Source organism: Roseibium litorale, assembly GCF_014842915.1.
Classification (GTDB): domain Bacteria; phylum Pseudomonadota; class Alphaproteobacteria; order Rhizobiales; family Stappiaceae; genus Roseibium; species Roseibium litorale.
In genome coordinates, this window is the sequence record NZ_JACYXI010000001.1 from 788922 (window position 1) to 810290 (window position 21369).

At 58.9% G+C, this 21369-nt stretch carries 16 protein-coding genes; 7 read left to right on the forward strand and 9 right to left on the reverse strand.

Annotation, left to right across the window (positions count from 1 at the left end; genetic code table 11):
• Positions 1–25: 25 nt before the first annotated feature.
• From rpoD to IG616_RS03885, 3 genes are all read right to left on the reverse strand, one after another.
• Entirely contained in the window at positions 26–2026 is a 2001-nt protein-coding gene (gene rpoD, locus IG616_RS03875; protein WP_192146537.1) for an RNA polymerase sigma factor RpoD, read from the reverse strand.
• A gap of 421 nt (positions 2027–2447) precedes the next feature.
• On the reverse strand, positions 2448–4463 hold the full coding sequence (dnaG, locus tag IG616_RS03880) for a DNA primase (protein WP_192146539.1): 2016 nt from the start codon (positions 4461–4463) through the stop codon (positions 2448–2450).
• A 213-nt stretch (positions 4464–4676) separates the two neighbouring features.
• Entirely contained in the window at positions 4677–5156 is a 480-nt protein-coding gene (locus IG616_RS03885) for a GatB/YqeY domain-containing protein (protein WP_192146541.1), read from the reverse strand.
• 235 nt (positions 5157–5391) lie between these two features.
• Here IG616_RS03885 and carA point away from each other — a divergent pair, with 235 nt between their 5' ends.
• Positions 5392–6573 carry a glutamine-hydrolyzing carbamoyl-phosphate synthase small subunit gene (gene carA / locus IG616_RS03890; RefSeq protein WP_192146543.1) on the forward strand — a complete coding sequence of 394 codons (1182 nt, stop codon included), beginning with the start codon at positions 5392–5394 and terminating at the stop codon, positions 6571–6573.
• Positions 6574–6706: 133 nt separating this feature from the next.
• On the opposite strand, the gene IG616_RS03895 is transcribed toward carA, so the two are convergent.
• Both IG616_RS03895 and IG616_RS03900 read right to left on the reverse strand, forming a co-directional pair.
• A complete protein-coding gene (locus tag IG616_RS03895) occupies positions 6707–7150 on the reverse strand; it encodes a MerR family transcriptional regulator (protein WP_209007252.1) in 444 nt (147 codons plus the stop codon).
• A 472-nt stretch (positions 7151–7622) separates the two neighbouring features.
• Positions 7623–7997 carry a helix-turn-helix transcriptional regulator gene (locus tag IG616_RS03900; RefSeq protein WP_343072334.1) on the reverse strand — a complete coding sequence of 125 codons (375 nt, stop codon included), beginning with the start codon at positions 7995–7997 and terminating at the stop codon, positions 7623–7625.
• A gap of 916 nt (positions 7998–8913) precedes the next feature.
• Between IG616_RS03900 and carB the strand changes: the two genes are divergently transcribed.
• The 3 genes from carB to IG616_RS03920 all read left to right on the forward strand — a co-directional run bounded on the left by carB (position 8914) and on the right by IG616_RS03920 (position 13574).
• Positions 8914–12276: a carbamoyl-phosphate synthase large subunit gene (carB, locus tag IG616_RS03910; protein ID WP_192146547.1), complete on the forward strand. Its 3363-nt coding sequence runs from the start codon at positions 8914–8916 to the stop codon at positions 12274–12276.
• Positions 12277–12390: 114 nt separating this feature from the next.
• Entirely contained in the window at positions 12391–12864 is a 474-nt protein-coding gene (gene greA / locus IG616_RS03915; protein ID WP_192146549.1) for a transcription elongation factor GreA, read from the forward strand.
• 200 nt (positions 12865–13064) lie between these two features.
• Positions 13065–13574: a hypothetical protein gene (locus IG616_RS03920; RefSeq protein ID WP_192146552.1), complete on the forward strand. Its 510-nt coding sequence runs from the start codon at positions 13065–13067 to the stop codon at positions 13572–13574.
• 49 nt (positions 13575–13623) lie between these two features.
• Here IG616_RS03920 and IG616_RS03925 read toward each other — a convergent pair whose 3' ends face one another.
• Positions 13624–14097 (reverse strand): Lrp/AsnC family transcriptional regulator, encoded by a 474-nt coding sequence (locus IG616_RS03925; RefSeq protein WP_192146554.1) that lies wholly within the window; start codon positions 14095–14097, stop codon positions 13624–13626.
• 132 nt (positions 14098–14229) lie between these two features.
• Here IG616_RS03925 and IG616_RS03930 point away from each other — a divergent pair, with 132 nt between their 5' ends.
• The 3 genes from IG616_RS03930 to IG616_RS03940 are packed head-to-tail and all read left to right on the forward strand — an operon-like array spanning position 14230 to position 17193.
• Complete coding sequence (locus tag IG616_RS03930; protein ID WP_192146556.1) at positions 14230–15282, forward strand: mitochondrial fission ELM1 family protein; 1053 nt, start codon at positions 14230–14232, stop codon at positions 15280–15282.
• A complete protein-coding gene (trxB, locus tag IG616_RS03935) occupies positions 15279–16244 on the forward strand; it encodes a thioredoxin-disulfide reductase (RefSeq protein WP_192146558.1) in 966 nt (321 codons plus the stop codon). The genes IG616_RS03930 and trxB overlap by 4 nt, the downstream gene beginning before the upstream one ends.
• 52 nt (positions 16245–16296) lie before the next feature.
• Positions 16297–17193 (forward strand): LysR family transcriptional regulator, encoded by an 897-nt coding sequence (locus tag IG616_RS03940; protein ID WP_192146560.1) that lies wholly within the window; start codon positions 16297–16299, stop codon positions 17191–17193.
• A 628-nt stretch (positions 17194–17821) separates the two neighbouring features.
• Here the strand turns inward: IG616_RS03940 and msrP are convergent.
• The 3 genes from msrP to IG616_RS03955 all read right to left on the reverse strand — a co-directional run bounded on the left by msrP (position 17822) and on the right by IG616_RS03955 (position 21334).
• The gene (msrP, locus tag IG616_RS03945) at positions 17822–18790 is read right to left on the reverse strand and encodes a protein-methionine-sulfoxide reductase catalytic subunit MsrP (RefSeq protein WP_192146562.1); all 969 of its coding nucleotides are present in this window, start codon (positions 18788–18790) and stop codon (positions 17822–17824) included.
• 592 nt (positions 18791–19382) lie between these two features.
• Positions 19383–19883, reverse strand: coding sequence for a DUF992 domain-containing protein (locus IG616_RS03950; protein ID WP_246476076.1), 501 nt, complete (start codon positions 19881–19883; stop codon positions 19383–19385).
• 251 nt (positions 19884–20134) lie between these two features.
• Positions 20135–21334 carry a pyridoxal phosphate-dependent aminotransferase gene (locus IG616_RS03955; RefSeq protein WP_192146564.1) on the reverse strand — a complete coding sequence of 400 codons (1200 nt, stop codon included), beginning with the start codon at positions 21332–21334 and terminating at the stop codon, positions 20135–20137.
• Positions 21335–21369: the final 35 nt, after the last annotated feature.

A 21369-nucleotide genomic window follows, 5' to 3' on the forward strand; every position in this document is an offset into this window, starting at 1 on the left:
CATTTCAGAACTGGCTCGTGCCGGATCAGCTGTCCAGGAACGACCGCAGCTTGCGGGACCGGGACGGATGCTTCAGCTTGCGCAGCGCCTTCGCCTCGATCTGGCGGATACGTTCACGGGTCACCGAGAACTGCTGGCCGACTTCTTCCAGCGTGTGGTCGGTGTTCATGCCGATGCCGAAACGCATGCGCAGCACGCGCTCTTCACGCGGGGTGAGCGAGGCGAGAACGCGCGTCGTGGTTTCACGCAGGTTCGACTGAATGGCCGCATCGATGGGAAGAACGGCGTTCTTGTCCTCGATGAAATCGCCCAGGTGCGAATCTTCCTCGTCCCCGATCGGGGTTTCCAGAGAGATCGGCTCCTTGGCGATCTTCAGAACCTTGCGAACCTTTTCCAGCGGCATCTGCAGCTTTTCGGCCAGCTCTTCCGGGGTCGGCTCGCGGCCGATCTCGTGCAGCATCTGGCGCGAGGTGCGGACGATCTTGTTGATCGTCTCGATCATATGCACCGGAATACGGATCGTGCGGGCCTGGTCGGCGATCGAACGGGTGATCGCCTGACGGATCCACCAGGTCGCGTAGGTGGAGAACTTGTAGCCGCGGCGGTACTCGAACTTGTCCACGGCCTTCATCAGGCCGATATTGCCTTCCTGAATGAGGTCGAGGAACTGCAGGCCGCGGTTCGTGTACTTCTTGGCGATGGAAATCACGAGGCGCAGGTTTGCCTCGACCATTTCCTTCTTGGCGATGCGGGCTTCGCGCTCGCCCTTCTGCACCATAGCGACGATGCGGCGGAACTCCGTGATCTCGAGACCGGTTTCGGTCGCCAGCGTCTGAATTTCCTGACGCAGATCGCGGATGTTGTCCTTTTCCTTGGCAACGAAGTTCTTCCACCCGCGGGTGGAGAGGTTCGCAACCTTGCGCAGCCAGTTCGGGTCGAGCTCGGCCCCCTGATACTGCTTGAGGAAGTCGGTCCGGTCGACATTGTAGCTGTCGGCCAGGCGCAGCAGACGGCCTTCATAGCCCATCAGGCGCTTGTTGATGTCGTAGAGCTGGGCAACGAGGGCGTCGATACGGTTCTGGTTCAGCGATAGGCTCTTGACGTCGACGACCAGCTCTTCCTGGATCTTCTTGTAGCGGCGTTCCTGGGACGGGCTGAGCGTCTTGTTGGCCAGCTTGTTTTCCACCAGCTGGTCCTGCAGACGGCGCAGCTTCTTGTAGCTTTCAGCAACGCGGTCGAAGGTTTCCAGAACCTGCGGCTTAAGTTCGGCTTCCATGGCGGACAGGGAGACGTTGGACTCGAACTCGTCCTCGTCGTCACCGTCTTCCTCGCCTTCAGCACTGTTCTCGCCGTCCGGACCGGCATCATTGGCCGCGCGTGGACCGCTCGGTGCCGCGTCCTCGTCATCGTCATTCGCAACGACCGGGCCGCCCTTGGCATCCGGACCGGCATAGGTTGCTTCCAGATCGATAATGTCACGCAGCAGAACGGTGCCTTCGTTCAACTCGTCACGCCAGATGATGATGGCCTGGAAGGTCAGCGGGCTCTCGCAAAGCCCCGCGATCATTGCCTCGCGGCCAGCTTCAATGCGCTTCGCGATCGCAATTTCGCCTTCGCGCGACAGCAGCTCGACAGACCCCATCTCACGCAGATACATGCGCACGGGATCGTCGGTCCGGTCCGTAGGCTCTTTTGCCGTGGTTGCCTTGGTGACAGCAGAACCGCTGCTTGCGACCAGATCTCCGCCTTCGACATCGTCGTCGGCGTTGGCCTCATCTGCTTCTTCTGCATCGATCACATTGATGCCCATGTCAGAGAGCATGGACATAATGTCTTCGATTTTCTCGGATGTGTTCTGGTCTGAGGGGAGAACCTCATTCAGCTCGTCATAGGTGACATAACCGCGCTTCTTTGCGGTCTTGATCATCTTTTTGACAGCAGCATCCGACAGATCGAGCAAAGGCCCGTCCGGACCATCTGCGTTGTTGTCCTGAGTGTCGTCTGCCTGTGTCGCTTTCGCTACCATATTCTGCTCCACAATCGCGAATGACCCCATTCGCGGCGCGTCTGAATTTGCTTACCCCCGCACCATCTCCAGCGCGCAAGCTTTTACGCCGCGCAGCCGTCTGATGATAAGAATCGCGAGATGAGTTGTAAGCCGTGTCCCTTAAGTCCCAATTAACCGTGAAAAAAACGACCCGGCGCCAGTTTTCCTCGCGTCCTTCCCACGGGTATGCTGCTTCCCGGATTGCTGCTGCAGTCCGAAGAGTTTCAAATTCGGGTCCACAGCGGTAACAAGACTTCTTGCCGCCGGTCCCATGACCTCTCGCGGCTCTTTTCGCTGTAAAGCTTCTATTTAGCTCGACGCAGCCGATTCGCAAGTGTGATTCGCGAATCGTCAATTAGATCGGCTAAGTTTTTTTGAGCTGGAACAGCCTTCCAGATGCTCAGAACGGCACCTCAGCCCCTTCGGGGCTTGGCAGTTCCGCAAAGGAAGGCTCAGACCTTTGCGGAGCAGAGCGGATCTTCTTGGCCCGTTCCGCCAGTTCCGCCTCTTCCCGCATGCATTCCTCGCGGCGGCGGTTCAGATCCTGGCTCATCGCCTGAACCCGCATCCAGCTCTCTTCGTTCAGGTCGAGTTCGGCTGCAGCCATCTCCCCTTCCAGCTCGGCCTCCAATGTGTTCAACTCAAGCATGTCGAGAAAATGCATGAACACGGCTTCAAGAAAGTCCTCGGGCGGCGCACTGCGGAGCAAGGGAAAGCGCTGGGTCAACGCCGAAAAAGACCCGCCCCGCGCGGACCCGGGACGGGCATCTTCCATCATCTCCCGCATGAGGGCCTGAAGACTATCGTCCAGGCTGGCCGCAACATCAGCGGCGGCAGCTCCTGCACCGTCGCTTTTCTGGGCAAAGAGGCAGAGCGCGTCCCGGAACCTTCCATGAAGCGCGTCTGAAAAACGGACGGTTGCCAGCCGTTCCAGATGCCTGTCGAGAAGCTGCGGATAATGCACGCAAAGCCCGCAGATCAAACGCTCCATGCCGTAATGCGGTGTTTCCGGAAGCCCCGTTCGGACCGCCAGAAGACTGCCGGGCTCCGCCTTGGGCTGGAAACTGCCGCCAGACAGGAAGCCGCCCTTGTTCCCCTGCCTCCGGCCCTCCCCGCCGCGCTGACGGGACAGCTCAAAGAACAGATTGGACAGCTTGAACTTGAGATCCATCTGATAGCGGCGCTTGACCCGCGGGTCCCGGATCGTTTCCACCAGATCATCGAACCGCTTCTCCAGTGCCGCCTTCCGCTCCGGCGTATCGACGCGCGAGACGGACGTCTCCCTGTCCCACACCACATCAAACAAAGGCTGCGCCTTGGCGACTTCCGCCTCAAAGCCCGAAAGTCCGCGCTGCTTGATCAGATCGTCCGGATCCATGCCATCGGGCAGGAAGCAGAACTGGAACGAGTAGCCGCTGTGGAGCACCGGGAAAATCCGGTCGATTGCCCGGTGCGCGGCGGACACACCAGCTGCGTCCCCGTCAAAACAGACGACGGGCTCGGCCGCAAACTTCCAAAGCCGCGTCACCTGATCTTCTGTAAAGGCCGTGCCAAGGGTTGCCACCACGTGGCGCACGCCAGCCTGCCAAAGGGCAATGGCATCCAGATAGCCTTCCACCACCACAGCCTGGCCGCTCTTGTAGGCAGGTTCACGTGCCCTGTGCGCGTTGAACAGCATGACGCCCTTGTGAAACAGAGGCGTTTCAGGAGAGTTGAGATACTTGGGCTGGCCTTCAGGATTGAGCGTGCGCCCGCCGAAAGCCACGACCCGCCCGCGCTCGTCATGAATCGGGATCATAAGGCGGCCGCGGAAGCGGTCATAGGCCGGACGGCCATCGTCAGGCTTAATCAAAAGCCCTGCCTCGATCATCATGTCTTCCGGCACGTCCCGGGTGGCAAGATGCTGCTTCAAGGCATCCCTGCTCTCCGGAGCAAACCCAAACCGGAATTCGGCAAGCGTCTCAGCCGTCAGGCCGCGTTTCGCGGTGTAGGCTCGGGCGGCAGTCCCGCGCGGCCCGCCATATTCCATCTGAAAGAACTTTGCCGCCATCTCGCAAACGTCGGCGAGGCTGGCACGCTGCTTTTCCCGCCGGGCCGCCTGGGGGTCCGGTGCAGGAAGAGGTACTCCGGCCTGATCGGCAAGACGCTCGACCGCCTCCGGAAAATTGAGGCCTTCGGTTTCCATCAGAAAACGGAAGTGATCGCCCGATGCCCCGCAGCCGAAACAATGATAGCGGTTCCGGCGGTCTTCAACGTGAAAGCTCGGGCTCTTTTCCTGGTGGAAGGGGCAGCAGGCCCAGAAGTCCCCCTTCCCCGGCTGAGTCTTGCGCCGGTCCCACGTCACCTTCCGCCCGACGAGGTCGGACAGATTGATACGGGCCCGTATCTCATCGAGAAGTCGATTGTCGAAACGCATTGAACTCGCCAGTTACAGTCTTGCCGGACCGCCGTCCGGCATCCTGAAAAGAGTATAGCCTCCACACAGCTTGGCAATCAGCCCGTGACGGAAGTGCACTTTTTACATTTGGAGATAAGCGGGAACGCCGGTCTCCGGCCCCTCGCCTGAGACGGCTTATATCAGACAGCTGTGAATAGCAAAATCCACAGGCGCTGAGCGCGCCTGAAAAGATCAGGCCGTGCCGGCCGGTCCGTTGTTTTCCACACGCAGGAGATCGCGCACAACGCAGGAGGCCTGAACAAAATCCATCTGGCCAGGGTAGCGCGCCTTCAGCTCGTTCATGCAGCGCCCAATGTCCCTCAGACCATGGGCGCCCAGATCACGGACGGTTTTTTCGCAAAGGACACGCATTTTGTCCGTGTCGATCTGCCCCGGCAGGAATTCACGGATGATGTCGCCTTCGTGCCGTTCCTGTGCGGCAAGTTCCAGTTGCCCGGCCTCTTCGTATTCCTTGGTGGAGACGTCACGCTGGCGCACCATTTTCTGCAGGATGTCCAGCACCTCGTCATCCCCGACACCATCACGCCCGGTTTGCCGGACAACGGCGTCCCGGTCCTTGATCGCAGCCAGAATCAGCCGGAGGGTCGCAACGCGCCCCTTGTCATTGGCAGTTTCTGCGGCTTTCAGAGCCGAATTGATCTTCTCGCGCATGGCTTTCCCCTGCCCCGGAGCGCGCACAACATCGGCGCACGCTTGCGTTTACGCAACTAGGACCATTAAAGTGTTGATCTATATAGTATATTTTTCGGACGATCAATGTTGACGATCCGCCCTGCATCCCCTAGAGTCCGGCGCTTAATGCAGACGGCATTAATGTTGGGTTCGCCCGCGCGCTTTCGCCTTCCCTGCAGCGCATGATGTCACCAACAAAATCTGGAAACAAGACATGACGACTGCCGACGCATGGTCCACTAAGCCTGCGACCGCCCTCCTTGTCCTTGCCGATGGCAGCGTGATCGAAGGCGAAGGCCTCGGCGCCACCGGTGAAGCTGTTGGCGAGATCTGCTTTAACACGGCCATGACCGGTTACCAGGAGATCTTGACCGATCCGTCCTACGCCGGCCAGATCATTACTTTCACTTTTCCCCATATCGGGAACGTCGGAACCAACGATGAGGACATCGAGACCGTAAACATGGCGGCGGAAAGCGGCATCCGCGGCTGCGTCCTCAACGCCTCGATCACCGAGCCGGCCAACTACCGCGCATCACGCCATCTTGACCAGTGGCTCAAGGCCCGCGGCTTGATTGGCATTTCCGGTGTGGACACCCGCGCTCTGACTGCCCTCATCCGTGAAAAGGGCGTGCCGAACGGTGTTATTGCCTACCATCCGGATGGCAAGTTCGACCTCGATGCCCTCAAGAAGATGGCAGCAGAGTGGCCCGGCCTTGAAGGTATGGACCTTGCCAAGGACGTAACCACCACTCAAACCCATCCGTGGGACGAGACTTCGTGGGTTTGGGAAAAGGGCTATGGCCACGCAGGAACGCCCGAGTTCAACGTTGTTGCCCTCGATTTCGGCATCAAGCGCAACATTCTACGCCTTTTGACCGATGCAGGCTGCAAGGTCACCGTTCTGCCGGCGAATGCCAGCGCAGACGAAGTGCTTGCCCATAATCCTGATGGCGTCTTCCTGTCCAACGGGCCTGGCGATCCCGCCGCAACGGGCAAATATGCAACCGGCACCATCAAGAGCGTTATCGAAAAGGGTATCCCGACTTTCGGCATCTGCCTTGGACATCAGATGCTGGCGCTTGCCCTTGGCGGCAAGACCGTGAAGATGCATCAAGGCCACCATGGCGCCAACCACCCGGTTCATGACCACACGACCGGCAAGGTGGAAATCACGTCCATGAACCACGGCTTTGCAGTGGATGCAAAAAGTCTCCCCGACACAGTCGAGGAGACGCATGTCTCCCTGTTCGATGGTTCCAACTGCGGTATCCGCCTCAAGGGCAAGCCGGTTTTCTCCGTTCAATACCACCCGGAAGCGTCTCCCGGCCCGCGCGACAGCCATTACCTGTTCAAGCGCTTTACCGATTTCATGCGGGACGCAAAGTCCGCCTGACATCCAGGCTGAGCCGCCAAAGCCAAACACCGATGTGAAATGATAAAAGCCCGCGAAATCGTTTCGCGGGCTTCTCTTTATTCAGAAATCCGGCGGCTCCGGGAGGAGAGCCATCGGACGGAATCAGATCGATTTAACTGGCCGCAACCAGCTGGTTCAGAGAGGACAAGACATTGTCCACTTCGGCGACCTGCTCATCGAGCATGGTCTTCTGTTCGCGCAGCATCTTCTGCTGGCTTTCGCAAATGTCACGCAGTTCGGTGAACTGCTTCTGGCGTGGCGTGTCGCTCTCAACGAGCTTGATAACCCGCCGGATCTCCACAAGGGTTAGCCCGATTTTCTTGGCTTGCAGAATGATCCGCATCCGGCTCACATCTTGAGTGCCATAGAAACGGCGGGCACCGCGCCGGACCGGATTGAGCAGCCCTTTCTCTTCATAGAAACGGAGGGTTCTGAGGGTTACGTCAAAAAGTTCCGACATCTCTGAGATGGCGAGAGGCTGCGCTTCAGACACATCCTCCATCACCGGTCCTGCGATATCCGGCAGGACAACCATCTTGGTAGCTATACTGTTCATTTTAATGCCCGATATAGTTTTTCATGAGCGCTGGCGGTTCCGTTACACGCACGCCCCTCTGTCCGACCCACCTTCGAACAGAAAGACGCCCACACAGCCCATAACGCCACTGCGACCCTTCCGTAGAAATGCCGAGCAGGAGAGCCGCCCATCACGCAGCGTTCAGTATGTCACCAAAGGCATGATCTGTAGTTCGCAATTCGCGCCATTTTTTATTCATTTCGACCAATTTTGAGCAAACTGATGCATAAAGACAAACAAGACGGCCGCAGAGTGAAATTAATTTTGCTAGATTACGTATAGATTGCCCTACGCACAGAACACTTCAGAAAAAAATTTGCAAAAAATACTAATTATCGATAATCTATATGTGGAATGTTTCTAAATGTGTCTGATTTGAATACAATAATTGATTGCTTGAAACATGATAAACAATTAATGGTCGAGCAACCTCCAGAGCAGCAGCTCCAAATCAGCTGGCCTTTCGCTGCCCTTTCATGGCTCCAGCCCAGCGCCACTCACGCGGGGGCATACCAAACCAGCGCCGCGCAGCGCGCGTGAAGTTCCCAATGGCGGAAAAGCCTAGCCGGTAAGAAATCTCCGAAACCGGCAGTGCCGTGACACGCAGCAAATCCGACGCAAGAACCCGCCGTATATCGTCATGGAGTTCCTGAAATTTATGCCCGGTTTCGGAGAGGCGGCGCTGGAGTACACGCAAGCTCATCCCCAGTTCCCGGGCGACAATGCTCAAGTTAAGATCCGGCGGCGAGATCTTAGCCCGGATGATCCCACTCGCATGTCCGGCAAAACGGATGCGACGGCATGCTCTGCCAGACGCCTCTCGCAAAGCTCAACCAAAGCCGGGAACACTTCGGCATCCGCTGCTGGATTGTCCCGGATCATCGGAGCGAGAGGAAACACAATCCGGTTCCCATGCGCCCCGAAGGTGATTGAGAGACCTGAAACCTGACGGTGCAAACTCGCATTTGCGGGAGCGGCTCTCGTCAGCTCCGCATGCAGAGGTGCGATCGGCTCTCCGCCAAACCCATTCTTGAGCGCTCCACAACGATACCGGCATACCTGCCGAGAAGCTGATGAGGCTGCAATGTGGTTGGAACGAAGGTCCAGCTCAAGCGGACCCTGTCTCCGTCCACCACGGCAGCACTTGTGCGCATATCAAGCCCAGGCTGCTTCAGATATTCACTCAGTCCCTTAATGACACCTGCGTGGATACGGTTTGAATTGAGAGGCTTCTCACATCACCCCCCTGCCCTGAAGGCTGATACTCCCGAGAACTGTATAGCGGAAGATGTTGAAGGAACCACCCGGCCAGGTTCCAAGATATCCGCTTCCGGCATGTAGCATTCTTAACTCTAAGCACCCGGACAGCCCAACTGGATATGAAGAACAAACGGTCCGTGACTTGAGCGCGTGTACCGCCAGCAAAAGAGCAAAACACGGTATCGCGGCTGGGCGGGATGCTCTGCCTTCAGGACCACCGAAGAAACCCGGACATGATTCGAGGCAAGCCCGATTTTGACGACACATGACCACCGGAGTACCTCCTTCAAGACATGTCATCCACTGCCATCCTCCAAATTGTGGCCGTGCGAACGAACTGAATGGAAATTAAAGCCATCTGCGGGGTTCCTTCCCGCGACGCTTTTGCCTATAAGACGCGCTCAGCCGACATAGTCTTTCATCATGGAACGAGCCGACCCGGCAGGTGCAAACCTGCGCGGCAACGGCCGCTGCGAGCCCCGATGCCAAAACGCACAGACATCTCCTCCATTCTCATCATTGGTGCAGGCCCGATCGTCATCGGCCAGGCCTGTGAATTTGACTATTCGGGCACTCAGGCCTGCAAGGCGCTCCGGGAAGAGGGCTACCGCATCATTCTCGTGAACTCCAACCCAGCAACGATCATGACAGATCCGGAACTGGCGGATGCGACCTATATCGAGCCGATCACTCCGGAGATCGTCGCCAAGATCATCGAAAAGGAACGCCCGGACGCGCTCCTTCCCACCATGGGTGGTCAGACGGCGCTGAATTGCGCCCTCGCCCTGGAGGAAATGGGGGTTCTGGAAGAATTCGGTGTCGAGATGATCGGCGCGAAGGCTGACGTAATCGAGAAGGCAGAAGACCGCGAGAAGTTCCGCGCTGCGATGGATGCCATCGGGCTTGAGAACCCGCGCGCCGCAATTGCCTCCTCCCCAGCCATCCGCAATGAAGCGGGCAAGATCATCGGCTACGACCGCAACGTCGGTTTCATGGAAGCCATGCGTGCTCTGGACGACATCGGTCTGCCGGCGATCATCCGCCCGGCCTTCACCATGGGTGGCACAGGCGGCGGCGTTGCCTATAACCGGGAAGAGTTCGAGACCATCGCCCGCTCGGGCCTGGATGCCTCTCCGAACGGCCAGATCCTGATCGACGAAAGCCTGCTCGGCTGGAAGGAATATGAGATGGAAGTGGTCCGCGACAAGGCGGACAACTGCATCATCATCTGCTCCATCGAAAACTTCGATCCGATGGGGGTCCACACAGGCGATAGCATCACTGTCGCGCCGGCTCTGACGCTGACGGACAAGGAATACCAGATCATGCGCGACGCCTCGATCGCGGTTCTGCGCGAGATCGGCGTGGAAACCGGCGGCTCGAACGTGCAGTTCGCCGTGAACCCGGAAAACGGCCGCCTTGTCGTCATCGAGATGAACCCTCGCGTCTCCCGCTCCTCGGCTCTGGCTTCCAAGGCAACCGGCTTCCCGATCGCCAAGATCGCTGCGAAGCTCGCCTGCGGCTACACGCTGGATGAACTGGAAAACGACATCACCGGCGGCGCGACCCCGGCCTCGTTCGAACCGTCAATCGACTATGTGGTCACCAAGATCCCGCGCTTCGCCTTCGAAAAGTTCCCGGGTTCCGAACCAACACTGACCACGGCCATGAAGTCCGTGGGTGAAGTGATGGCAATTGGCCGCACCTTCCAGGAAAGCCTGCAGAAGGCTCTGCGCGGTCTGGAAACCGGCCTCAACGGCCTCGACGAATCCGAAATTCCGGGCCTTGGCCAGGGGGATGACACCAACGCCATCCGCGCCGCGATCTCGGTGCCGACGCCAACCCGCATCCTCAACGTGGCCCAGGCTATGCGTCTTGGCATGAGCCTTGAAGACATCCACGCGGCCTGCGGCATCAATTCCTGGTTCCTGGAGCAGATGCACGCCATCGTTCAGATGGAAGACAAGGTTCGCGAACACGGCCTGCCGCAGAATGCCCAGGCTCTGCGCAAATTGAAGTCCATGGGCTTCTCCGACGCCCGCCTCGCCTCCCTGACAGACAAGGATGCGGCAGACGTTGCGAAGCTGCGCGCCGAGCTGGACGTGCACCCGGTCTACAAGCGTATCGATACCTGCGCAGCCGAGTTTGCCTCCCCGACCGCTTACATGTACTCCACCTATGAAGCTCCGTTCATGGGCGCACCTGCGTGTGAGTCCAATCCCACGGACAAGAAGAAGGTCGTCATCCTCGGCGGTGGTCCGAACCGGATCGGCCAAGGCATCGAGTTCGACTATTGCTGCTGCCATGCTGCTTTCGCGCTGGAAGAGGCGGGCTACGAGACCATCATGGTCAACTGCAACCCGGAAACCGTCTCCACGGACTACGACACGTCAGACCGTCTCTACTTCGAGCCGCTGACCGTTGAAGATGTGCTGGAAATCATCCGCACCGAGCAGAAGAACGGCACCCTGCACGGCGTGATCGTCCAGTTCGGCGGTCAGACCCCGCTGAAGCTGGCGCAGGCTCTCGTGCGCGCCAATGTGCCGATCCTCGGCACTTCGCCGGACATGATCGATCTGGCGGAAGACCGTGACCGGTTCCAGAAGCTGCTGATCAAACTCGGCCTGAAGCAACCGGAAAACGGCATCGCCTACTCCGTTGAGCAGGGCCGCCTGATTGCCGGAAAGCTGGGCTTGCCGCTGGTTGTCCGCCCGTCCTACGTTCTGGGCGGCCGCGCGATGCAGATCATCCGCGATGAGGAAGCCCTCAACTCCTATCTGCTCGGCACGCTGCCGGAACTGGTTCCCGCCGAAGTGCGCGCCAAGTATCCGAATGACAAGACCGGCCAGATCAACACCGTACTCGGCACCAACCCGCTGCTGTTCGACCGCTACCTGGAAAACGCCATCGAGGTGGACGTGGACGCCCTGTGCGACGGCAAAGACGTCTTTATCTGCGGTATCATGGAGCACATTGAGGAAGCCGGCATCCACTCCGGCGACAGCGCATGTTCCCTGCCACCGTTCTCTCTGTCTGCTGAGATGATCGAGGAACTGAAGCGCCAGACCACAGCCATGGCTCTTGCCCTGGAAGTCGGCGGCCTCATGAACGTCCAGTACGCGATCAAGAACGGCGAGATCTACGTGCTCGAAGTCAATCCGCGCGCCTCGCGAACGGTACCGTTCGTGGCCAAGACCGTTGGTATCCCGGTGGCAAAGATTGCCAGCCGGGTGATGGCAGGTGAAAGCCTCGCCTCCTTCGGCCTGAGCGAAAAGAAGCTGAACCATGTTGCGGTGAAGGAAGCTGTGTTCCCATTCGCGCGCTTCCCCGGCGTGGATACGATCCTCGGCCCGGAAATGCGCTCGACCGGTGAAGTCATGGGCCTCGACAAGGCCTTTCCGATTGCCTTCGCAAAGTCCCAGATCGCCAGCAACACGGTCGTTCCAGAAGCCGGAACCGTGTTCGTCTCCATGCGTGACCAGGACAAGGCCGGTGTAGTCGATGCCTGCCGCCGCCTGTCTGACGCCGGCTTCAAGATCATCGCAACCTCTGGCACCCAGAAGTACCTTGAGGAGCAGGGAATTGCCTGTGACAAGGTCAACAAGGTACTTGAAGGCCGCCCGCACATCGTTGATGCTATCAAGAACGGTGATGTACAGCTCGTCTTCAACACAACGGAAGGCGCACAGGCCCTCGCCGACAGCCGGTCCATGCGCCGGGCAGCCCTCCTGCAGAAAGTGCCGTATTACACGACGCTGGCAGGTTCGGTGGCCGCAGCAAAGGGAATTGTGGCCTACAAGGCTGGAAACCTTGAAGTCAGGCCCTTGCAATCCTACTTCGGCTGAGCTGAGATTAGGTTCGAACCGGCCGGGAAAGATTCTCTTTCCCGGCTGGGTTCTTTTTTGTGACGTGCGGTCCCGTGAAAAGGCGGGACCCAATAAGCTGAAGGTCTGAGACCAATGGAAAAAGTTCCGATGACCTCCGCCGGATACGCGATGCTTCAGGCTGAACTGAAGGAGCGTACTTCCGTAGAGCGGCCGCGCATTGTCGATGCGATTTCGGAAGCTCGCGCCCATGGTGACTTGTCGGAAAACGCCGAGTATCACGCCGCCAAGGAAGCGCAGAGCCACAACGAAGGCCGCATTGCGGAACTCGAAGACAAGCTTTCGCGCGCCGAAGTCATCGACGTCACCAAACTCTCCGGAGACACGATCAAGTTTGGCGCCACGGTGAACCTCATCGACGAGGATACCGAGGAAGAAAAGAAATACATGATCGTTGGCGACGTCGAGTCCGACGTGAAGCAGAACAAGATTTCCATTTCTTCTCCGATCGCCCGCGCCCTGATCGGCAAGACCGTCGGAGATACGGTGGAAGTGGCAGCTCCTGGCGGAGCCCGCTCCTACGAAATCGTGGGTGTGAATTACATCTGACCGGACTGAGCGGGCCTTTCCGCCCGTTGCCAGGCAGAAAAGCTTTGAGAATGCCCGCGCCCGACGCGGGCATTCTCGTATTGCCCTGCGGGAACCGGCAGACTTCCGGCAGGGCAAGGCCCTTTTCCACTCCGCAATTTGACCTTGCAGAATATGGCATTACAATATGGCGCAGGTTTCCGCGGAATAGGAGAAGCGGAATGGACCTTCTTGACACCCTTAGTCTCAGCCTTCTGACTGTGGCTGTTCCCATCTGGGCACTCAGGACCTCTGCCTATTGGGCGCTGCCTCATCGTGAGAAGTGCCTCATCCGCCGGCTCATGGCCCGGCGTGAGGCTCCGCTCGGCCTTGGCAGCAAACTCTTCACAGCTTTCATCGTCGTCGGAGGATTGTCCTTTGCGATCCTGCATGGCCTTGTTTTCCTCGCCGGGAACATACAGCCATGGCAAGACGGCTTCGGGGCTCAGGTTAACTCGGGTCTGCAGGCATTGGGGACCGGAACAGGCGGGCTGCTCGCCAACCAGATACTCCCGATGAAAATCCTGTCGACGGCCTTCATACTCGCCGTCACGCTTACGGTGATCATCACCTCGCTACGGGAAATCCGGCTTATCCACCGGCTGCGCCGCAAGACAGCACCGCGCCGGGGACTGCAGAGCCAGTCCGTGTGGGGGCAAAGTGGCGGCGGACAGTCCCCCGCGACAGCCTGATTCTTTTTGCCCTGCCAGCGGCACAAGGCTGGCAGGCAAGACTGCCAGATCAGCTGAGCGAAATAGGAACGACCGGCTCGTCCTTGGTGCAGCGGATAGTCAGGGCAGTGCGGACGCTGTCCACATTGGGCGCGGCAGTCAACTCGCGGATAATAAAATTCTGAAAGCTCTGCAGATCCGGAGCAACGCACTTGAGCAGAAAGTCCACTTCGCCCGACAGCATGTAGCTCTCGCGAACGATGGTCCACGACTTCACGGTCTCTTCAAAGGCAATCAAATCCGCCTCAGTCTGGCTGTGAAGGCCAACCATAGCGAAGGCTGTGACGTCGTAGCCAAGCTGTTTTTCATCCAGCAGGGTGCGATAGCCGTGAATGAGACCGGCCTCTTCCAGAGCCCTTACGCGCCGCAGGCAGGGCGGTGCCGAAATCCCGACCCTGCGGGCAAGCTCGACATTCGTCATGCGGCCGTCATCCTGCAGTTCCTTCAAGATGTGCCAGTCGATCGCATCAAGCCGAGCTTTCAAGACAGTCTCCTCGCCGGCGGATCACCGGGCAGCGGTTTCTCCGCATCACGCTCATCTGGCGCTGCGGCTAATATCATTTCAGCGGAAGTATGATTTTTTGCGCATCTGTGCAAGACTATAACAAATTCACGCATGATTCTGAAAGATAACGTTGGGAGCCCGCAGATCCGGGCCTGTGCCGTGCCACTGCATTCCGAACTCACATGCTGGATCATAACCGACGGCAAGGCAGGCGACGAGATGCAGTGCATTGCTGTGGCTGAGGCCTTAGGATGCCGCTACGAGCTGCGGCGGGTTCACCCCAGAGCCCCCTTTACCTGGTTCATGCCCAAGGGCCCGATCGACCCGCGCGAAGCGCCTTCAAGGCCCGGCAGCCCCATCGCTCCTCCCTTTCCTGATCTCGCCATCGGGTCCGGCCGAAGGGCCATTGCTTATCTGCGCAAGGTCAAGGCTGCCAGCAATGGCCGGACCTTCACGGTCTGCCTGAAAGACCCGCGCACCGGCACGCAGGCAGCAGACCTGATCTGGGTGCCAGAGCATGACCGCCTGCGCGGCCCGAATGTGCTGGTGTCCCCGACAGCCCCGCACAGATTTCCAAAAGAAAGGCTCGATGCCCTCCGCTTCGCGCCGCACCCCTTGATCGATGATCTGCCCGCCCCCCGCGTGGCTGTTCTTGTTGGCGGCGACAGCCGTCACCACCGGTTTACGGAAACAGACTGCACGCGGCTTGAACGAGGTCTCCGCGACTGGGCGGCCCATTCCGCAGCCCATCTGATGATTACCACCTCCCGCCGCACACCTGGGCTTCTGGCAAACCATCTAAGGTCCCTTGCCCGCGAGGGCGGGCATGTCATGTGGAATGGAAAAGGCGAGAATCCCCTCGCCAGCTACCTCGCCAAAGCCGATGCAATCGTCGTCACAGCGGATTCGACCAACATGATCGGAGAGGCCGCAGGCACCGGAGTTCCCGTTCATGTGTTCCATCCAAGCGGCGGTCACGCGAAAATCAGCCGCTTCCTGGGGACTTTGGACCGTTTAGGGATCATTCACCCCTTTCCCGGCCCCATGAAAACCACTACCTACGAGGCGCTGGACCCGACCGGAGACATAGCCAAGGCAATTTTGACGGCCATGGCCGTGCCGATCAGGCAACGAGACGAACAGGAACAAGGCACCGCGTTATGACCACAGAGCACAGCAAGCTTCTCATCATCGGATCCGGACCGGCGGGTTACACCGCGGCGATCTATGCTGCGCGTGCCATGATGCAGCCGACCCTCATTGCCGGCATCCAGCCTGGCGGTCAGTTGACCATCACCTATGAAGTGGAAAACTACCCGGGCTTCGCCGACCCGATCCAGGGGCCTTGGCTGATGGAACAGATGCAGAAGCAGGCAGAAAACGTCGGCACTAAGATCGTCTACGACACGATCACCAAGGCTGATCTGTCCGCGCGCCCGTTCCGTTTCGAATCTGACGGCGGCACGGTCTACACGGCAGATGCGGTGGTGATCGCAACTGGCGCACAAGCCCGCTGGCTCGGTATCTCCTCCGAACAGGACTTCATGGGCGCCGGCGTTTCGGCCTGCGCGACCTGCGACGGCTTCTTCTACCGCAACCGTGAAGTCGTGGTCATCGGCGGCGGCAACACCGCCGTTGAGGAAGCTTTGTATCTCGCCAACCTGGCCTCCAAGGTGACCCTGGTTCACCGCCGCGACAGCCTGCGCGCTGAAAAGATCCTTCAGGACCGCCTCTTCGCAAATCCGAAGATCGAAGTCATCTGGGACCACGCGGTCGACGAGATCCTGGGTGGGGGCATGCCTAAAGCCGTTACCGGCATACGCCTCAAGAGCGTTCTGAGCGGCGAGACCCGCGAAGTAAAAACCGACGGCGTCTTCATTGCCATCGGCCACGCTCCCGCAGTCGATCTATTCCGCGACCAGCTGGAGTTGAAGCCGAACGGCTATCTGATGACTGCACCCGATTCAACCAAGACATCCATTCCGGGTGTCTTTGCCGCAGGCGACGTGACCGACGACATCTACCGTCAGGCTGTCACCGCTGCGGGCATGGGGTGTATGGCAGCCCTTGAAGCCGAGCGCTATCTGGCCGAACATGAAGCTGTGAACTCGCAGATCGCCGGTTAAACGGCTCCAGGTAGGACGGGCAAGCGGATGTCATCCGCCGGAGACTTGAACGATGGATTGGGACAAACTGCGCATCTTCCAGGCAGCCGCTCAGGCAGGGAGCTTTACCCACGCCGGCGACATGCTGAACATGAGCCAGTCCGCGGTCAGCCGCCAGGTCAGTGCGCTTGAGCACGACCTGCGGGTTCCGCTGTTCCACCGCCATGCCCGCGGCCTGCTGCTGACGGAACAGGGCGAACTCCTGTTCCGCACAGCCCGGGAAGTCATGATGAAGCTGGATGCCGTCCAGAGCCGTCTGACAGATACCCGCGAGAAGCCCTCGGGCACCTTGAAGGTTACGACCACCGTCGGTCTTGGCTCCACCTGGCTGACGTCCCGCATCGCCGATTTCGTCAACATGTACCCCGACGTCCAGCTGCATCTTCTTCTGGATGATGACGAGCTGGACCTGGGCATGCGCGAGGCTGACGTTGCGATCCGTTTGCGCCAGCCCACTCAGCCCGACCTGATCCAGCGCAAGCTGTTCACGGTGCATTTCCACGTCTTCGCGTCTCCAGCGTATCTAAAGAGCCACGGGACGCCGAAGGCCATCACCGAGATCGACAAGCACCGGATCATCACCTTCGGTGAGCAGGCGCCCGCCTATCTGCGCGACATGAACTGGCTGGAAACAGCGGGGCGCCCCGCCCTCGATCCGAGGCGTTCGGCGGTCAAGCTGAACAACCTTGTCGCGATCAAGCGTGCCGTGCAGTCCGGCGTAGGCATTGCGATTCTGCCGGATTACATCATCGAGAAGGATTCCAACCTCGTTCAGGTTCTGAGCGAGATGGAAGAAATGATGCCTTCCTTCGACACTTATTTCGTCTATCCGGCGGAGCTGAAGAACACAGCGCGGATTACCGCGTTCCGTGACTTCCTTATTGCGAGCGCGGAAAACTGGGCCTTCTAATTCTGGCCCGGACGGCGAACGCCCGATAATCAGGCAGAAACCCGAATTGATGACTTTCCAGGCAGTTTTAGAAGCTGCAGCGAAAGACTACGCCGGAAAGCGGCTCAATCAAACCTCACATCCGGGCTCAAAACACTCAAAGAGCCACAAGAAAGTATTTATTTTTCAAATATTTACACCTAAAAATCGCAGCTATTCGCATTTTGCATGGCAGCATTGCAAGGTTGCCTCTTGTTTCAGCAGCTTGTGCACTGCATATAAGCATTACTGTTGGTGCTTCGGCGACACACCTTCCTCCCAGTGTCGCTTGAAATTCCAGCTGTTCCCCTCTGGAAGGTGATTCCACTGCATTTGCAGTGAATCGATTTCAAACTGCCGGGTCTTTTGACCCGGCATTTTTTTTGCCCTGCAGCGAACCAGTTTGAGAGCTTTTGACCTGCCCGCATATCATCGGTGCGGCAGCTCGCCGCAGCATCTGGTATCGCCGCCAGAAGCTTCCTATTTCATTTTCGTGGATGCACACCATCCTGCACACCGGGCCCTTCCCCCAGCCCCGGCTGCAAATAGGGTCGGCGCTCTCCTCCCAGGCGCCGGCCCATTTTTTGTGTTCTGCTATGTTCCGGCGGGCTCACATGAAAAGCTTTTCGCTTTCCATCCCCTTGTAGAGACCGGCGACCTGCTCCGCGTAGCCATTGTAAAGCAGTGTCGGGCGGACATCGCCGCCCAGCAGGGTCTCTTGCGCCTGGCTCCAGCGCGGATGGGGCACTTCCGGATTTACATTCGCCCAGAAGCCATATTCGCTGGCCTGGATCGCCTCCCACATGCCAACTGGGCGTTCCTTGACGAAAGAGATCTTCACCAGTGACTTGATCGACTTGAAACCATATTTCCAGGGCAGAGCCAGCCGCAAAGGCGCACCAAACTGCTTGGGAAGCGGCTTCCCGTAAACACCCGTGACCAGAAAGGCCAGATCATTGGTCGCCTCGGCCATGGTCAGGCCTTCGACATAGGGCCAAGGGTACCAGCCCTGCCGCTGACCGGGAGCCACCTCCAGGTTCAGGAAGGTCTCAAACCGCACATGTTTGGCATCTGCCGTCGGCTCGGCGAGCTTCACAAGTTCAGCCAAGGGGAAGCCGGTCCATGGCACCGCCATCGACCAGGTCTCGACGCAGCGGTGTCTATAGAGGCGCTCCTCAAGCGGCATCTTGGCCAGAAGGTCATCGATATCGATGGTCTGCTCCTTCGCAACCAGACCATCGATCGTCACGGTCCATGGCCGGATAGGCAGTGCCTGAGCCTTCTTGGCGATCTCCTTATAAGTGCCGAACTCATAGAAATTATTGTAATTGGCGGGATAGCGCTCATCCGTGATGGGCCTGTCCAGCGTGAAGGCCTCGTTGCGCTTGGCCGGATAGAGATGTGCGCTCGGGTCAGTTTCTTCAGCCCAAGCCCGGCCTGCGCCTGCCAGCGGAAGAGCTGCGCCAGCCGCCAATCCTCCTGCCATGCCGGCCAGAACCTTGCGGCGGTTCCAGAAAAGATCTTCAGGCGTCGCTTCCCGTTCCGGAATAAACCACGATTTCTTGCCAATAATGTTCATGAGGGCACCTCCTGTTGAACCATCTGACGCCATGACCGCTTCAAGTGCAAATAAACCTGCGGTGAGCAAGGCAGGATTGATGCGGGCTCCCACAGCAAGTCTGATAAAATGATGAGATGATGATCCGACCCCGTCCAGAGAACCAGCCGCCTCCCGGCCCTTGCCAAGGCTCGAAACAAAGCAGAGCGCGTATCGGAAGACTGTTCTATCTCCTGATCGTAACTTTCGCAGTTCTCTGCGGATCCGGCGGTCTTGCGGCAGCCCAAACCGTGCCCTTGCGCGGCCTTCCAGGCGATCCGCGTGCAAACCTTCCGTCTCCGGGACAACAGCTTCGGGATCTCCAGGCCAGGCAGCTCAACTCCTTGGGAGCACGCCAGAAAGCAGCGGAAGCCAAGCGTCGCCAGGATCACCAGCGCATGAACCAGACCCCGGCTGGCTGCGCTGCCAACCCTGCGGCCCCGGGCTGTAATACGGACCGGCCCGACTACACTGGTGCCAAACCGCAGTAATGCAGGACACGCCTTACAAGACGCAGAAAGGGCCAGCGCATGCGCCGGCCCTTTCCAGATCGAATTGTGAGAAACCCCGCCTGTTACTTGATCGGCTTGAGCGTCAGCTGGCTCACACCAAGCGTAATGTTGGTTCCGGTCTGGCTCTCAACGCTCAGAGGGTTCAGAGCAATGGACTTGTCGAGGCCGCCGACAAGCACGTTGGCCTTCAGGCCCGCGCCAACGCTCGCACCGGCAGTCACCCCGCCGTAGTGACCAGCCAAGGCACCAGGCTTCATATCTGCGCTCGGAGCCAATACGCCCCAGATGAGGGTCGCCTGATCGGTCTTGCCGATGTCGAGACCAAACTCATCGACGGACCCTGAATAATATTCAACGGGAGCTCCGCTCACCGGCTGGTAGTTGCAGCCCAGCGTCGATTTGGAACCGATCACGAAGTTGCTTTCTCCTTCGACGTTACAGGTCAGCTTGCCGATCTGCACGCCCGGAGACTGTTCAGCCGCGAAAGCGGGAACCAACTGCGTGGAAAGGGTTGCCGCCGTGGCTGCCATCAGGGACAGAGCGAAGGTTGCGGTGCGGTTCATGACATTTCTCCTGAATTCTCAGGTCGGTATTTCCTTTGTTTGACAGCCCCTTACCCGACCCGGAAGGAACCATCAGCTGCTCCGGCGTCTCCGCCTGCCAGCATCACAGGTACAACGGTCCACACCTTGGATGGTTCCCGCAGTGCTAGATTTTTTTTCATTACGTCTTTGTCATCTTCTCCCGAAACAGTGCCCGGAAAACAAAAAAGGGCAGCCGAAGCCGCCCTTTTCAGATCCGAAGTCAGCAACCGTTATTTCAGGTTGCCGCAGAAACGCTGAATGCGCGTACAGGCTTCTTCCAGGGCCTCGGTAGCCGTGGCGTAGGAAATGCGGAAGTTCGGGCCGAGACCGAAAGCCGATCCCTGAACGACTGCAACGCCCTCGGTTTCCAGAAGTTCGGTCACGAAGTCCTCGTCGGTCTCGATCACCTTGCCTGATGGAGCGGTCTTGCCGATCGTCCCTGCGCAGGACGGGAACACGTAGAAGGCGCCTTCCGGGTTCGGGCAGGCAAGGCCCTTGGCCTGGTTCAGCATGGAAACCACCAGGTCGCGGCGGGCCTTGAACACTTCGTTGTTCGCTGGGATGAAATCCTGCGGACCGTTGAGTGCTTCGACAGCGGCCCACTGTGCAATGGACGACGGGTTCGACGTCGACTGGGACTGAACCTTGGCCATGGCCTTGATCAGCTCCACCGGGCCGCCAGCATAGCCAATGCGCCAGCCGGTCATGGCATAGGCCTTGGAGACACCGTTGACCGTCAGAGTGCGGTCATAGAGCGACGGCTCGACCTGCGCCGGAGTGGTGAACTCGAAGTCATCATAGACCAGGTGCTCATACATATCGTCGGACATGATCCAGACATGCGGGTGCTTGACCAGAACATCGGTCAGAGCCTTGAGCTCGGCGCGGGTGTAGGCAGCGCCGGACGGGTTCGACGGCGAGTTGAAGATGAACCACTTGGTGCGCGGCGTGATCGCGGCTTCCAGCGCATCTGCGGTGATCTTGAAAGTGGACTTGTCCGCCTCGACAATCACCGGCTCCCCGCCAGCCAGCAGAACCATGTCCGGATAGGACACCCAGTAAGGAGTGGGGATAATAACTTCATCGCCCGGATTGATGGTGGCGATCAGCGCATTGTAGAGCACCTGCTTGCCGCCCGTACCGACCGTAATCTGGTTCGGCTCGTAGCTGAGGCCGTTCTCGCGCTTAAACTTGGCGCAGATGGCAGTCTTCAGCTCCGGGATACCGTCGACAGCGGTATACTTGGTCTTGCCTTCGGTGATGGCTGCAATTGCCGCCGCCTTGATGTTTTCCGGGGTATCGAAGTCCGGCTCACCGGCACCAAGGCCGATGACGTCACGGCCAGCAGCTTTCAGCTCGCGAGCCTTGTTGGTGACAGCAATCGTAGCGGATGGTTTCACACGCGCCAGCGCGTCGGCGATAAAGCCCATCAGGCCCTCCATGGGAACAGGGTAAATCCAGCGCG

Bases quoted from the DNA above. Each gene is read 5' to 3' on its own strand.
- IG616_RS03940 (WP_192146560.1), top strand. From the start codon at position 16,297: ATGGATTGGGACAAACTGCGCATCTTCCAGGCAGCCGCTCAGGCAGGG.
- IG616_RS03895 (WP_209007252.1), bottom strand. From the start codon at position 7,150: ATGAACAGTATAGCTACCAAGATGGTTGTCCTGCCGGATATCGCAGGA.
- carA (WP_192146543.1), top strand. From the start codon at position 5,392: ATGACGACTGCCGACGCATGGTCCACTAAGCCTGCGACCGCCCTCCTT.
- IG616_RS03950 (WP_246476076.1), bottom strand. From the start codon at position 19,883: ATGAACCGCACCGCAACCTTCGCTCTGTCCCTGATGGCAGCCACGGCG.
- IG616_RS03920 (WP_192146552.1), top strand. From the start codon at position 13,065: ATGGACCTTCTTGACACCCTTAGTCTCAGCCTTCTGACTGTGGCTGTT.
- IG616_RS03930 (WP_192146556.1), top strand. From the start codon at position 14,230: ATGATTCTGAAAGATAACGTTGGGAGCCCGCAGATCCGGGCCTGTGCC.
- IG616_RS03885 (WP_192146541.1), bottom strand. From the start codon at position 5,156: ATGCGCGAGAAGATCAATTCGGCTCTGAAAGCCGCAGAAACTGCCAAT.
- msrP (WP_192146562.1), bottom strand. From the start codon at position 18,790: ATGAACATTATTGGCAAGAAATCGTGGTTTATTCCGGAACGGGAAGCG.
- trxB (WP_192146558.1), top strand. From the start codon at position 15,279: ATGACCACAGAGCACAGCAAGCTTCTCATCATCGGATCCGGACCGGCG.
- carB (WP_192146547.1), top strand. From the start codon at position 8,914: ATGCCAAAACGCACAGACATCTCCTCCATTCTCATCATTGGTGCAGGC.
- rpoD (WP_192146537.1), bottom strand. From the start codon at position 2,026: ATGGTAGCGAAAGCGACACAGGCAGACGACACTCAGGACAACAACGCA.
- dnaG (WP_192146539.1), bottom strand. From the start codon at position 4,463: ATGCGTTTCGACAATCGACTTCTCGATGAGATACGGGCCCGTATCAAT.
- greA (WP_192146549.1), top strand. From the start codon at position 12,391: ATGGAAAAAGTTCCGATGACCTCCGCCGGATACGCGATGCTTCAGGCT.
- IG616_RS03955 (WP_192146564.1), bottom strand. From the start codon at position 21,334: ATGGGCTTTATCGCCGACGCGCTGGCGCGTGTGAAACCATCCGCTACG.